Origin of the sequence: Stutzerimonas tarimensis, from assembly GCF_042648805.1 — a bacterium.
GTDB classification, from domain to species: domain Bacteria; phylum Pseudomonadota; class Gammaproteobacteria; order Pseudomonadales; family Pseudomonadaceae; genus Azomonas; species Azomonas tarimensis.
The window spans coordinates 1-13,470 of the sequence record NZ_JBHRXZ010000016.1 but is presented as its reverse complement, the minus strand read 5'-3'; the positions used below and the strand labels follow the sequence as shown (position 1 = coordinate 13,470).

General features: G+C 62.6%; 14 protein-coding genes and 1 pseudogene. 7 read left to right on the top strand and 8 right to left on the bottom strand.

Features of this window, described 5'->3' with window-relative positions:
- The first annotated feature begins 248 nt into the window (after nt 1–248).
- Both ACFOMF_RS05425 and ACFOMF_RS05420 read left to right on the top strand, forming a co-directional pair.
- Nucleotides 249–641: an MbcA/ParS/Xre antitoxin family protein gene (locus ACFOMF_RS05425; RefSeq protein WP_386361989.1), complete on the top strand. Its 393-nt coding sequence runs from the start codon at nt 249–251 to the stop codon at nt 639–641.
- Complete coding sequence (locus tag ACFOMF_RS05420; RefSeq protein ID WP_386361987.1) at nt 641–1,348, top strand: RES family NAD+ phosphorylase; 708 nt, start codon at nt 641–643, stop codon at nt 1,346–1,348. Before ACFOMF_RS05425 ends, ACFOMF_RS05420 begins: the two co-directional genes overlap by 1 nt.
- Nucleotides 1,349–1,647: 299 nt before the next feature.
- Here ACFOMF_RS05420 and ACFOMF_RS05415 read toward each other — a convergent pair whose 3' ends face one another.
- Nucleotides 1,648–1,980, bottom strand: coding sequence for an antibiotic biosynthesis monooxygenase family protein (locus tag ACFOMF_RS05415; RefSeq protein WP_386361985.1), 333 nt, complete (start codon nt 1,978–1,980; stop codon nt 1,648–1,650).
- 273 nt (nt 1,981–2,253) lie between these two features.
- Here ACFOMF_RS05415 and ACFOMF_RS05410 point away from each other — a divergent pair, with 273 nt between their 5' ends.
- From ACFOMF_RS05410 to ssuB, 5 genes and pseudogenes are all read left to right on the top strand, one after another.
- A complete protein-coding gene (locus ACFOMF_RS05410; protein ID WP_386361983.1) occupies nt 2,254–2,892 on the top strand; it encodes a peroxiredoxin in 639 nt (212 codons plus the stop codon).
- Between the two features lie 253 nt (nt 2,893–3,145).
- A complete protein-coding gene (locus tag ACFOMF_RS05405; RefSeq protein ID WP_386361981.1) occupies nt 3,146–4,129 on the top strand; it encodes a sulfonate ABC transporter substrate-binding protein in 984 nt (327 codons plus the stop codon).
- A gap of 56 nt (nt 4,130–4,185) precedes the next feature.
- Nucleotides 4,186–5,334, top strand: a complete 1,149-nt coding sequence (gene ssuD, locus ACFOMF_RS05400) for an FMNH2-dependent alkanesulfonate monooxygenase (protein ID WP_386361979.1) — start codon at nt 4,186–4,188, stop codon at nt 5,332–5,334.
- Nucleotides 5,335–5,410: 76 nt separating this feature from the next.
- Nucleotides 5,411–6,205, top strand: coding sequence for an aliphatic sulfonate ABC transporter permease SsuC (gene ssuC / locus ACFOMF_RS05395; protein WP_386361977.1), 795 nt, complete (start codon nt 5,411–5,413; stop codon nt 6,203–6,205).
- Nucleotides 6,202–7,001 (top strand): annotated as a pseudogene (ssuB, locus tag ACFOMF_RS05390) (aliphatic sulfonates ABC transporter ATP-binding protein). Before ssuC ends, ssuB begins: the two are co-directional and overlap by 4 nt.
- Before the next feature lie 263 nt (nt 7,002–7,264).
- On the opposite strand, the gene ACFOMF_RS05385 reads toward ssuB, so the two are convergent.
- The 7 genes from ACFOMF_RS05385 to ACFOMF_RS05355 all read right to left on the bottom strand — a co-directional run.
- Nucleotides 7,265–8,197, bottom strand: coding sequence for an electron transfer flavoprotein subunit alpha/FixB family protein (locus ACFOMF_RS05385; protein WP_386361975.1), 933 nt, complete (start codon nt 8,195–8,197; stop codon nt 7,265–7,267).
- Nucleotides 8,197–8,946, bottom strand: a complete 750-nt coding sequence (locus ACFOMF_RS05380) for an electron transfer flavoprotein subunit beta/FixA family protein (RefSeq protein ID WP_386361973.1) — start codon at nt 8,944–8,946, stop codon at nt 8,197–8,199. Before ACFOMF_RS05380 ends, ACFOMF_RS05385 begins: the two co-directional genes overlap by 1 nt.
- A gap of 38 nt (nt 8,947–8,984) precedes the next feature.
- Nucleotides 8,985–10,268, bottom strand: a complete 1,284-nt coding sequence (dctM, locus tag ACFOMF_RS05375) for a C4-dicarboxylate TRAP transporter large permease protein DctM (protein ID WP_386361972.1) — start codon at nt 10,266–10,268, stop codon at nt 8,985–8,987.
- Entirely contained in the window at nt 10,268–10,894 is a 627-nt protein-coding gene (locus ACFOMF_RS05370) for a TRAP transporter small permease (RefSeq protein WP_386361970.1), read from the bottom strand. The genes dctM and ACFOMF_RS05370 overlap by 1 nt, the downstream gene beginning before the upstream one ends.
- A 75-nt stretch (nt 10,895–10,969) precedes the next feature.
- Nucleotides 10,970–11,959: a TRAP transporter substrate-binding protein gene (locus ACFOMF_RS05365; RefSeq protein ID WP_386361968.1), complete on the bottom strand. Its 990-nt coding sequence runs from the start codon at nt 11,957–11,959 to the stop codon at nt 10,970–10,972.
- Nucleotides 11,960–12,033: 74 nt separating this feature from the next.
- Complete coding sequence (locus ACFOMF_RS05360) at nt 12,034–12,861, bottom strand: HpcH/HpaI aldolase/citrate lyase family protein (protein ID WP_386361966.1); 828 nt, start codon at nt 12,859–12,861, stop codon at nt 12,034–12,036.
- 13 nt (nt 12,862–12,874) lie between these two features.
- A partial coding sequence (locus ACFOMF_RS05355) for a CoA transferase (protein ID WP_386361964.1) occupies nt 12,875–13,470 on the bottom strand: 596 nt, incomplete at its 5' end.

Below are 13,470 nucleotides of genomic sequence, written 5' to 3'. Positions count from 1 at the left end.
AAAGCGGGCCCATTTCGGGCGAAATGCGGGGCCTATCTTTGGTCGTGAAAAAACGGGGGGCTGCTCGGCCACGGTATACGCCCTAGAAGCGGTGCCGGGTCGCGTGGGAATGGTGTTCGGCCTGATGTTCGGCACTGGGGCGTCGGCGCTGCTGGGCTGGGCGAACTACGCATGTGGCTTATATTCTTGTATTGGTACACTAAAGTATTACACTGACGGCACAGACTAAGGTTCCAGCGGAGGTGCCCATGACCGCCCAGATCGCCATGACCAATACTCCGGATGCTGGAAAGGTGGCGCTGAAGTTCTTCTTCAACGTGACGGACAAGTGGGGTTGCACCCCGGCGCAGCAGCGCGTGCTGCTCGGCTCGGTCGGCACAACGACCTATCACAAGTACAAGCGGCTGGAGCCTGTGCGGCTGCCTCACGACACGCTTGAGCGGGTCTCGTATGTGATGGGCATCCACAAGGCGCTCAGCATCATTTTCAGCAACCATCCCGAGTCCGCCTGGGGCTGGATCAAGCGGCCCAACGCCGCCGCTCCGTTCAACGGGCGCAGTGCTCTGGACTACATGCTGGCTGGCCGGGTCGTCGATCTTGCCGACGTGCGCCGGTATCTCGACGCGCAACGGGGCTGGTGATGCAAGGGATCACGGCGGGCCTGAAATCGTTCGACACCATCGAATTGAACCACGACACCGCTTGGCGCGCGGCATACCGCATCATCGCCAGTGCCTTCCCGCCGATCCGGCTGTTTGAGGATGTGCTTGATCCGTCAGAGCTTGAGGTCGCGTATGCAATCGAGAGCCTGACCAACGAGCGCCTGCTGGAAGAGGCCGGCGTGATCGAGCGGGTGCCGGCTCATGACCGCATCAGCGGCCCCGGCAGCAGCCCGGTCATGGCCGCTTTCACTCACATTGGGAGGCAGAGCCGCTTCACGGACGGCACTTACGGCGTGTATTACTGCGCCAGCAGCGAAAGCGCAGCGATTGCCGAAACCCGCTTTCACCGGGAGCGCTTCCTCGCGGCAACAGGGGAGGGGCCACTCGAAATAACGATGCGAACCTACGTCAACCAGGTGGTGCAACCGCTGCATGACGTGCGGTCGGTACAGGAGCTGCATTCCCCTGACCCAGCCAGCTACCCCGCCCCCCAGCGTGTCGGTCGGGAACTCAGAGACGCGGGGAGCTGGGGCGTCCTCTATCGCAGCGTTCGGGCGCCAGGCCATGAATGCGCCGCGGTTTTCCGTCCGCCTGCCCTGTCTACCCCCACACAGGGCAGGCACCTGCGCTATGTCTGGGACGGCTCACGCATCAGCCATGTCCTGCAGGTCAGCTGCCTGGGTTGATACTGGCTTGCATGGCGGCTCTCCTTGGTTCTCCTTGCGACCGCGTCGATCACCAATATTTCTTGATTCAAGCGATATATTCCCTCGAAGAATCGCAGGCAGGGCCATCACAGCATTGTCGTAATACCTGGGCCGATCAGCATGTCATGAGACGCGCACTGGAAAGCGGTGGTCGCTACTGGAGGTTGGCTTTATCCACGCGCCGGAGACCTCCGGCTTCTCTCACGCCTTCACCCGTTGGTTCGGCGTGTCACCGAAGCATTGGCGGGAGCGTTTCGCCCGTGCGGGCACGGCCAGGTTCAGGCGTCGCTCGCGTCGCTGATCGTCTGGATGACCTCGAAACCCTCGAACTTCGGCGGGCCCAGGTAAAGGCCCTCGCGGCGGCTCTGGCCGGCGTTGGCGTGTGCGGCGCGGAACGCCTCGGAGTGTGTCCAGGCCTCGAAGTCCTGGCGCGATTTCCAGATGGTGTGGGAGGCGTAGAGCATGTGATCTTCCTCCCTGGGGCCGCGCAGCATATGGAACTCGACAAAACCGGGCAGGCCCTGCAGGTGGGTTTCCCGTTCCAGCCAGATCTGTTCGAACTCGTTCGTCCTCTCGGGGTTGACCCGGAAGCGATTCATGGCGATGAACATGGCGGTTCTCCTGGTGGTCAGCTTTCGATGGCAGCCGTGACGATGACACCTTGCTCCTTGGGAAACAAGGTGGGCCGGGGGCCGCGGGCACAACGCCTTGCAATCCTGCCTGAGTCGCGACGCTATTGAGCGTCTGGAGATTTCAGGGTGCGCTTGGGTTTTTTTAATAGATCAAACAGATATAAATAAATCATTATTTATTCTTTTTAAGGCGGTTCGATTCTGCGCATAGTGAATCCACCCGATGCCTCAACATCACAAAGGAGCAAACAGATGACCATCCGCCTCGGCGACATCGCCCCCGACTTCGAGCAGGACTCCAGTGAAGGCCGCATCCGTTTCCACGAGTGGCTTGGTGACAGCTGGGGCGTGCTGTTCTCCCATCCGGCCGACTTCACCCCTGTGTGCACCACGGAACTTGGCTTCACGGCCAAGTTGAAGGATGAGTTCGCCAAGCGCAACGTCAAGGCCATCGCCTTGTCGGTGGATCCGGTGGATTCGCACATCAAATGGATTGACGACATAAACGAGACGCAGGACACCCGGGTAAATTTTCCGATTCTGGCCGATGCCGACCGCAAGGTTTCCGAGCTGTATGACCTCATCCACCCGAACGCCAATGACACCCTGACGGTGCGTTCGCTGTTCGTAATCGATCCGAACAAGAAGGTGCGCCTGACCATCACCTACCCGGCGAGCACCGGGCGCAACTTCCACGAGATTCTACGGGTGATCGATTCGCTACAGCTGACCGACAACCACAAGGTCGCTACCCCGGCCAACTGGCAGGACGGTGATGAGGTTGTGATCGTGCCGTCGCTGAAGGACGAGGAAGAGATCAAGCAGCGTTTCCCGAAAGGCTACCGCGCCGTGAAGCCTTACCTGCGCCTCACCCCTCAGCCCAATCGCTGATGCAAAGCAACCGCGCCTGGACGAGTCGCAGCAGCATCCGTACGCCGCGCTTGTCCGAGGATTTCCGCTGCTCGATCCGCAGCTGTTGCTGGAGCGCCTGATCAGCGCACGCTGAATATCTACTCCCGTACTCCCGGATAGCCTCCGGGCTACTTGCGCAACTTCCGCCTTGCGGCGGTTTTCTACAGTCTCACTCGCCCGTCAACGGGCAAGCAGGCCGTAAATCCACATCCAGACTGCAAAGGAGAGTGCCATGCGCACCAACACTTTGCGTCGAGGACTGGTCGCCCTGTTTGCCGCGGCCATTTCTTTCGGCGCCATCACCCAGGTTCAGGCTCAATCGAAGCAGGACAACGTCCTGCGCATCGGTTATCAGAAATACGGCACGCTGGTGCTGCTCAAGGCCCGCGGCACGCTGGAAAAGCGCATGGCCGACCAGGGTTTCGAGGTGCGCTGGACCGAGTTTCCCGGAGGGCCGCAGTTGCTCGAAGGGCTTAACGTCGGCTCCGTCGACTTCGGCGTGACCGGTGAGACCCCTCCGGTGTTCGCCCAGGCGGCCGGCGCCGCTCTGCTCTACGTCGCCCATGAACCCCCGGCGCCGAGTGGCGAGGCGATTCTGGTGCCGAAGGACTCGCCGATCCGCTCGCTAAGCGAACTCAAGGGCAAGAAGATCGCCCTCAACAAGGGCTCCAACGTGCATTACCTGCTGGTGCGCGCGCTGGAGTCGGCCGGGCTCGAGTACAGCGAAATCCAGCCGGTCTATCTGCCGCCGGCCGATGCCCGAGCGGCATTCGAGCGCGGCAGCGTCGATGCCTGGGTGATCTGGGATCCCTTCCAGGCCGCCGCCGAGGAACAACTGCAGGCACGCACACTGCGTGACGGCCAGGGTCTGGTCAGCAATCACCAGTTCTATCTAGCCGCCAGACCGTTCGCTGATCGCAACCCCGATGTCATCACCACGCTGATCGACGAGATCCGTGATATCGGTCACTGGGTCGAAGACAACGTCGACGAGGCGACCGCTCAAGTGGCACCTCTGCTCGGCCTTTCCAGCGAGATCACCCGCAAGGCCGTCGTTCGCCAAGGCTACGGTGCCAAGCCGATCAGCCCAGCCGTGGTGCGTGCGCAGCAGGACATCGCCGACACCTTCACCGAGCTCAAGCTGATTCCGGAAAGGCTCGTCATTCAGGACATGATCTGGACCGCGCCCAAGAGCATCGCGCAGTACCCGGAATAAACGTCATCCATTTCTCGCCCGCCGCGGCGGGCCAAAGCGATACGGAGCTGATACTCATGAGCCTGAACATCTTCTGGTTTCTGCCCACCCACGGCGACGGCAAGTATCTGGGCACCGCCGAAGGCGCCCGCGCCGTCGACCACGGTTATCTCACCCAGGTCGCTCAGGCCGCTGACCGACTCGGCTACGGTGGCGTGCTCATTCCTACGGGACGCTCTTGCGAAGATTCCTGGCTGGTGGCTGCCTCGTTGATTCCGGTGACGCAGAAGCTGAAATTCTTGGTTGCCCTGCGCCCGGGCGTCATCTCGCCTACGGTGGCTGCGCGTCAGGCGGCAACTCTTGATCGGCTGTCCAACGGGCGTGCGCTGTTCAATCTGGTCACAGGCGGTGACCCGGACGAACTGGCTGGAGATGGCCTCAATCTCAGCCATGCTGAGCGCTATGAAGCCTCGGTAGAGTTCACCCGCATTTGGCGACGAGTACTGGAGGGTGAGTCAGTCGATTACGACGGCAGGCACATCCAGGTCAAGGGTGCAAAGCTGCTCTATCCGCCGATCCAGCAGCCGCGCCCGCCACTGTATTTCGGCGGCTCCTCCGAGGCGGCCCACGAGCTGGCCGGCGAGCAGGTCGACCTGTACCTCACATGGGGCGAGCCGCCGGAAGCGGTGGCCGAGAAGATCGCCGATGTGCGTGCTCGCGCTGCGCAACACGGGCGCACGGTGCGCTTTGGCATCCGTCTGCACGTCATAGTGCGTGAAACGAATGAAGAAGCCTGGGCCGCCGCCGACCGGCTGATCAGCCACCTGGACGACAGCACCATCGCCAAGGCTCAAGCCTCGCTGGCGCGCTTCGACTCGGTCGGCCAGCAACGGATGGCCGCGCTGCATGCGGGGCGTCGCGACAAGCTGGTCGTCGCCCCCAATCTCTGGGCAGGGGTCGGCTTGGTACGTGGCGGCGCCGGTACCGCGCTGGTCGGTGACGGCCCGACTCTAGCGGCGCGGGTCAGGGAATACGCCGCACTGGGCATCGATACCTTCGTCTTCTCCGGCTACCCGCACCTGGAGGAGAGCTATCGGGTGGCAGAGTTGCTGTTTCCGCACCTGGACGTCGCCGTGCCGCAGCGCCCTGAAAGCCGCGGCTACGTCAGCCCATTCGGCGAAATGATCTCCAGTGACATCTTGCCCAAGGCCGCTGCGGCCAGTTGACGAGCCCGCTCCCGAACGCTCCTCCGTGAACGGAAGGGGCCATGGCTATGGGCGAACAAGGATTTCGAGGTAGGCGATGAGCAATACGACTTTCTACAATCTGGCCCAGCGGGCCGCGCCGTGGGCCTTACCGCTGGCGCTACTGGGGACTTGGCAACTGGCGGTGGATAGCGGCTGGCTGTCTAGCCGCATACTTCCGGCTCCGAGCGCGGTAATGGCGGCCGGATGGGGGCTGCTGGCCTCCGGCGAGATCTGGACGCACCTGGCCATCAGCGGCTGGCGCGCTGGCATCGGCTTTGCCATCGGCGGCGGTCTTGGGCTGCTGCTGGGCTTCATCACCGGCCTGTCGAAATGGGGCGAACGCCTACTCGACAGTTCGGTGCAGATGATCCGCAACGTGCCGCACCTGGCGCTTATCCCGCTGGTGATTCTCTGGTTCGGCATCGACGAGAGCGCGAAGATTTTCCTCGTCGCGCTCGGCACGCTGTTCCCGATCTACCTCAACACCTACCACGGTATCCGCAACCTCGACCCGGCACTGGTGGAAATGGCGCGCAGCTACGGGCTATCGGGCTTCGCGCTGTTCCGCCAGGTGATCCTGCCCGGCGCTCTGCCGTCGATCCTGGTCGGTGTGCGCTTCGCACTGGGCTTCATGTGGCTCACCTTGATCGTGGCGGAAACCATCTCCGCCAACAGCGGCATCGGCTATCTGGCGATGAATGCCCGCGAGTTCCTGCAGACCGACGTGGTGGTGCTGGCGATCCTGCTTTACGCCATGCTCGGCAAACTAGCCGACGTCGCTGCGCGTGGATTGGAACGTGCCTGGTTGCGCTGGCATCCGGCCTACCAGGCAAAGGCAGGTGCCCAATGACCGCGCTGCACAGTATCCGCCCAGGCATCCCTTTGGCTATCGAAGGCATCGGCAAGGCCTTTGGCCCGCGCGTTGTCCTGAAAGGTATCGATCTGCAAATCCCGGCCGGGCAGTTCGTAGCCGTGGTTGGCCGCAGTGGCTGCGGCAAGAGCACATTGCTGCGCCTGCTGGCCGGCCTCGAACGGCCGAGCGATGGTGCGCTGAACGCTGGTAATGGTCCGCTCGGGGCTGCGCAGGACGACATTCGTCTGATGTTTCAGGACGCGCGGCTGCTGCCGTGGAAGCGGGTGATCGATAACGTCGGCCTGGGCTTGAACGGCGATTGGCGCCCGAAGGCCGCGGATGCTCTGGGGGCGGTCGGGTTGGCCGAGCGTGCCACTGACTGGCCGGCGGCATTGTCCGGCGGGCAGAAACAGCGCGTGTCGCTGGCTCGAGCGTTGATTCACCAACCACGCCTGCTGTTGCTCGATGAACCGCTCGGCGCGCTGGACGCACTTACCCGTATCGAAATGCAGCAATTGATCGAACGCTTGTGGCAGCGGCATGGCTTCACCGTGCTGCTGGTAACCCACGATGTCAGCGAGGCGGTGGCAATGGCCGACCGGATCATTCTCATTGAGGAGGGGCGCATCGGCCTCGACCTCATCGTTGATATTCCCCGCCCGCGCAATCGTGGCGGGGCGGCCCTCGCGGCGCTGGAGGCACAGGTACTCAAGCGAGTGCTTGCACTGCCGGATCTACCGCCCCAAGCGGAATCCCTTCCTCCCTGCCCACGCAGTTGCGCTGGGCGCTCTGACTCGAGTTCGTAGCAGGGTCACAGGCCGGGCCAAGCTCAACAGCCCGGCCTGACATCGCTTACCAGAGCGCGAGGGTGTAGTCGATGTTTACCCGGAGGTGATCGACGTCGCGGCTGAAGTTGTTCTGGTAGTGCGCCTGTCGAACCCGAAAACCCAGGCCCTTCAGCCCCAATGCTGGGCTGGTTGCGTGCCGGGAATGCGAGCTGATGCTACGCGATCACCTTTCGCCACATCCTGCGCCAAGGCTAGATCACATGGATTGTCAGCCGAGTAGCCTGGTCAGCTCTGGCACGATCTCGAACAGATCGCCCACGAGGCTATAGTCGGCGACCTGGAAGATCGGCGCTTCCTCGTCCTTGTTGATCGCGACGATCACCTTGGAATCATTCATACCCGCCAAATGCTGAATCGCACCGCTGATGCCGACAGCGATGTACAGCTGTGGCGCAACGATCTTGCCGGTCTGGCCGACCTGCATGTCGTTCGGGACGAAGCCCGCATCCACGGCGGCACGGGACGCGCCCACCGCTGCGCCGAGCTTGTCGGCCAGCGCGTAGAGGTGCTTGAAGTTCTCGCCGTTCTGCATACCGCGACCGCCGGAGACGATAATCTTCGCGGCAGTGAGTTCCGGACGGTCGGACTTGGCCAGTTCTTCACCGACAAAGACGGAGATGCCCTTGTCACCGGTACCGGGGACCTGCACGACGCTGGCCGAGCCACCTTCTGCATTCACCGCCTCGAAGCCGGTGCTGCGCACGGTGATGACCTTGATCGATGCAGACGACTGCACGGTGGCGATGGCGTTGCCGGCGTAGATCGGCCGCTTGAAGGTGTCGGGGCTTTCCACCGCGACGATCTCGGAGATCTGGTCGACATCCAGCAGTGCGGCCACGCGCGGCAGGTAGTTCTTTCCGTTGGTGGTCGCAGCGGCTAGCACGTGGCTGTAGCCGGTAGCGAGACCCGCGATCAGCGGCGCGACGTTTTCCGGCAGTTGGTTGGCGTAGGCGGCATCGTCGGCGACCAGTACTTTGCTTACGCCTTGAATTTTCGCGGCAGCTTCGCCGATGGCGCCGCAGTCACTACCGGCCACCAGTACATGGATGTCGCCACCGGTTCTCGCGGCAGCCGCCACGGTGTTCAGGGTCGCGGCTGCGAGGACCGCATTGTTGTGTTCGGCGATTACCAGGATAGCCATCAGATCACCTTCGCTTCGTTCTTCAGTTTCTCGACCAGTTCAGCCACCGACTTCACCTTGATGCCGGCGCTGCGCGTAGCGGGCGCCTCGACCTTGAGAGTCTTCACGGTGGAGGCGGTGGACACCCCGAGGGCGTCCGGGGTCAGTGTTTCCAGCGGCTTCTTCTTGGCCTTCATGATGTTCGGCAGCGACGCATAGCGCGGCTCGTTGAGGCGCAGGTCGGTGGTGACGATGGCCGGCAACGCCAGCTCGACGGTCTGCGAGCCGCCGTCGATTTCGCGGTCGACGCGCAGCTTGTCGCCGGCCATTTCAACTTTGGAGGCGAAGGTGCCCTGGGCGTAGCCGGTCAGCGCGCCAAGCATCTGCCCGGTCTGGTTGTTGTCGCTGTCGATGGCCTGCTTGCCGAGAATCACCAGCTGTGGCTGCTCCTTGTCGACCACCGCCTTGAGCAGCTTGGCCACGGCCAGGGAGTTCAGCGCCTCGGCGCACTCGACCAGCACCGCGCGGTCGGCCCCCAGCGCCAGCGCGGTGCGTAGCTGCTCCTGGGCGGCGCTCGGGCCGATGGAAACAACCACGATCTCGCTGGCCAGGCCCTTTTCCTTCAGGCGCACCGCCTCTTCCACGGCGATTTCGCAGAAGGGGTTCATCGACATCTTGACATTGGCTAGGTCCACGCCGGAATTGTCCGGCTTGACGCGAACCTTCACGTTGTAATCAACCACTCGTTTGACGGATACCAATATTTTCACGAGTTCACTTCTCTGAAGGGCTGAAGTTCTGGGACGGCTCAGTTCATCCCGAGCCAGTTGGGCAGTGCCAACGAAATCCATGGCACGTAGGTGATGAGCATCAGGAACGCAAGCATCAACGCCAGCCATGGCATGACCGCGCGGATCACCTGGGTGACCGGCATGCCGGTCACGGCCGAGGCGACGAACAGGTTGAGGCCCACCGGCGGGGTGATCAGGCCGATTTCCATGTTCACCACCATGATGATGCCCAGATGGATCGGATCGATGCCCAACTGCACGGCAATCGGGAAGAGGATCGGCGCGAGGATCAGGATGATCGCCGAAGGCTCCATGAAGGCACCGGCGATCAGCAGCACGATGTTCACCACCAGCAGGAACATCCATGGCTGCAGCCCGGCTTCGAGCACCATGGCGGTGATCTGCTGGGGGATCTGTTCGGTGGTCAGCACGTGCGCGAAGAGCATGGCGTTGGCGATGATGAACATCAGCATGATGGTCAGCTTGCCGGACTCCAACAGCACCTTCGGGCAGTCGCGCGGCGTGATGTCCTTGTAGACGAACAGCGCGATGAAGGCCGAATACACCGCGGCAACGGCCGCCGCCTCGGTCGGCGTGAACATGCCAGAGTAGATGCCGCCGAGGATTATCACCATGAGCAGCAGGCCCCAGACGGCCTGGCGCGCGGCCGACAGCCACTCGCGCAGGGTCGCCCGCGGCATCGCCGGCAGGTTTTTCTTAACCGCGACGATGTAGATCGCCACCATCAGCCCGAGGCCGAGCAGGATGCCCGGCACCACGCCGGCCATGAATAGCTTGCCCACTGACTGCTCGGTGGCCGCGGCATAGACCACCATGACGATCGACGGCGGAATCAGGATGCCCAGAGTACCTGCGTTACACACGATGCCGGCGCCGAAGGCCTGCGGATAGCCGGAGCGGACCATGCCGGCGATGGCGATGGAGCCGACCGCCGCCACGGTGGCTGGCGACGACCCGGACAGCGCGGCGAACAGCATGCACGCCATCACCGCACCGATGGCCAGGCCGCCGCGAATGTGGCCGACCGACGCGTTGGCGAAATCGATCAGGCGCTTGGCGACGCCACCGGTGGTCATGAAGGCGCCGGCCACCAGGAAGAACGGAATCGCCAGCAGGGTGTAGTGCTCGGAGGTCTCGAACAGCTTGATCGCCAGCGAGGTGACCGAGTCGGGACTGAACAGCAGGATGGTCAGCGAGCCGGCGAGGCCGAGGGACACGGCCACCGGCACGCCGATGAGCATCAGCGCGAACAGTGCGACGAAGAGGAAAAGGATCGTCATTATTTCGGCTCCTCAAGGCCCAGCTTCGCGGCTTGCACGGCTTCGTCGGCCAGACCCAGACCGGTCTGCTCGTTACGCAGGATGCGCACGAAGATTTCCGCGAAGCGGATGAACACCATGAGGAAGCCGAAGGGCACGATCATGCCGATATGCCATTGCTTGATACCGATGTGACCCAGGTCTTCGGCGCCGATGTTGGCGACGAACAGCGCGTAGATCCAGTTGTAGCTAGCGACGGTCAGCAGCGCCGCATAGCCGAGGCAGAGCAGGCAGGCGAGAATGCCGATGTAGCGCTGGATGTGCCGTGGAGCCAGCTTCACCAGCGCATCGACGCCGATGTGCCCGGCGGTGCGCACGCCGTACGCCAGGCCGGAAAAGATCAGCCAGGCGAATAGCGCCTTGGTCAGCGCGCTACTCCAAGTCATCGCCTGGGCGAGGCTGATGATGAAGTCGCCGATGGCGAAAAAGAAGTCCTCTGCAGCCGGAAAGCGCTCGGCGAGGCTGTAGAAAACCGTGTAGAGGTTGTTGAGAACCACATAAACGAAGGTCACTAGGGTCATGGTGGCCAGCAGGAAGGCGATGAAACCCTCCTCGAAACGGTCCCAGACCAGGCGCAGGACAGACATGGGCATCAGCTCGTGAGAGTGTGAAGAAGGAGAACCCAGGCGGGCCGGGTTGGCCGGCCTCGCTGGTTTTATGGCTCAGCGATTGCTGGCTTCGGCAGCCTTGATCAGGTCGGCGCCAATATCGTTCTCGAATTTCTTCCATACCGGTTGCATGGCTTCACGCCATTGGGCCCGCTGTTGTGGAGTCAGAGTGATGATTTCCGTGGTCCCTGCGGCGGCAATCGTCGCCTTGGCTTCCCGGTTCAGCGCGGCCGCCTGCTCGTTCACCGCGACTGCGACTTCGACCATGATCCGGTCAAGCTCCTGACGAATATCGCTCGGCAGTCCGCTCCAGAACTTGGCGTTGGCGATCACCATGTAGTCGATCACCCCGTGGTCGGACTCGGTGATGTATTTCTGTACCTCGTGCACCTTCTGGCTCTCATAGTTCGACCAGGTGTTTTCGGTGCCATTGACCACGCCGGTCTGCAAGCCTTGGTAGACCTCTGCAAAGCTCATCTTGCGCGGGTTGGCGCGTACTGCCTTGAATTGCTCTTCCAGCACTTGGGAGGCCTGCACGCGGAACTTCAGGCCGCGGGCGTCCTTTGGTTCACGCAGTGGCTTGTTGGCCGACATCTGACGCATGCCGTTGTGCCAGTAGGCCAGGCCGAGGATGTTCTTGCTTTCCATGGATTTGAGAAGTGCCTGGCCGTGCGGACCTTGCTGAAAACGATCGACCGCCTCGAGACTGTCGAATAGAAATGGCAAGTCGAAGATCTGGATGGGTTTGGCGTAGTGTTCGAATTTGGCCAATGAAGGCGCCAGCAGATGGACGTCGCCTAGCAGAAGCGCTTCCATTTCCTTGCCATCGCCGAACAGCGACGAGTTCGGATAGACCTCGACGCTGACCTTGCCCGGCAGGCGCTCCTCGGCAAGCTTCTTGAACAGCAGCGCCCCCTGGCCCTTCGGCGTGTTCTCTGCCACGACATGAGAAAACTTTATGACGATCGGATCGGCTGCTTGGACAAAGCTGGCAACGGAGATGGAAAGGGCGTAGGCAAGGGCCTTGGCGGTTTTCTTGAACATGGGTTTCACCTCATTGTTTTTATCGGTGTTCAGAAACGAATCAGGCAGGGCGGCGCCTCGGCGCCGCTCCGTTTTCAGGTTGCTGCGCTTCCAGCCCTCTCGATCAGGCGACGCGCACGACCGATCACTGGTGCATCCACCATTGCGCCGTCCACCACGAAGACTCCTTTTCCAGTGGCGCCTGTAGTGAGCACCCGGTGTGCCCAGTTCAGTTCCTCGGGGTTCGGCATCAGCGTGTCGTGCACCGCGCCGACCTGGCCTGGGTGGATGCAGAGCAGGCCGCCGAAGCCCATGTCGCGGGCGTTGCGAGTTACCTGGCGCAGCCCTTCATGGTCTCCAATAACGGGGAAAACGCTGTCCAAGGGTGGCGCCAGTTGAGCGCTACGGGTGGCTACCAGGATTGCGTAGCGGGCCTGATCGAGCAGCCGCTCGGCTGCCGCGGTACCGCTGCTGAGGCCGAGATCGAGGCCGAGGTCGAGCGCGCCGAACGAAAGCCGCTCGACACCTTGGGCCGCTGCGATGGCTTGCAACGCCAGCAGCCCCTGGACGCTCTCGATGATTGGCCAGACCGGCTTCCCGGTGGCGGCGACCTTCGCCACCTGCTCCGGGCTTTCAACCTTAGGCAACAAGACTGCAGCTATGCCCGCATGGCGCCGACACAGTGCCAGATCGGCATCATGGCCGTGATGACCGGCACTGTTGATTCGCACCAGAACAAGGGCTTCTGGCGAGGCGTTGAGAAACGCGTCGAGATGAGCCCGTGCCTGCTCCTTCAATGCTTCCTCCACGGCATCCTCAAGGTCGACGATGACCGCGTCGGCTCCGGCAGCCAAGGCCTTGGGAATGCGTTCCGGCCGCGATGCCGGAACGAAGAGAGCTGTTCGAATGATTGATGAATTCATGTCAAAGCTCCTGTCAGATCGCGTTTGCGGCACGCAGACGCTGGATATCCGCGTCGGTGTAGCCGACCTCGCGTAGCAGCGCCTCGCTGTGCTCGCCCAGCGCCGGTACGGGATCCAGGCGCGGCTGAAAGGCGTTGTTTCGGCCTGGCGGCAGCAAGGTCGGCAGCCTGCCGGCGGGACTGTCGACCTCCCCCCAGCTTTGCCGCGCGGTGAGTTGTGGGTGGCTCCAGACAGCCTGCATGTCGTTGACCCGGGCATTGGCGATCGGCGCGCCATCCAGCCTTGCGATCACCTCTTCCGAGCTCAGGTGCGCGAAGCAGTCGAGAATCAACCCACGCAGTTCGGTCCGATGCTCCGAGCGCAGCGCGTTGCTGACGAAGCGCTCGTCACGGGCGAGCTCGGGTTGCTTCAGCACTTTCTCGCAGAACAGCACCCACTCGCGCTCGTTCTGCAGACCGAGCATGATGGTGCCGCCGTCGCCCACCTGGAACGGGCCGTAGGGGTAGATGGTGGCGTGGGCGGCACCGGCACGCGGCGGCGGCGGGGCGCCGTCGTAGGCGTAGTAGAGCGGGTAGCCCATCCACTCCACCAGGCTTTCCAGCATGGAGA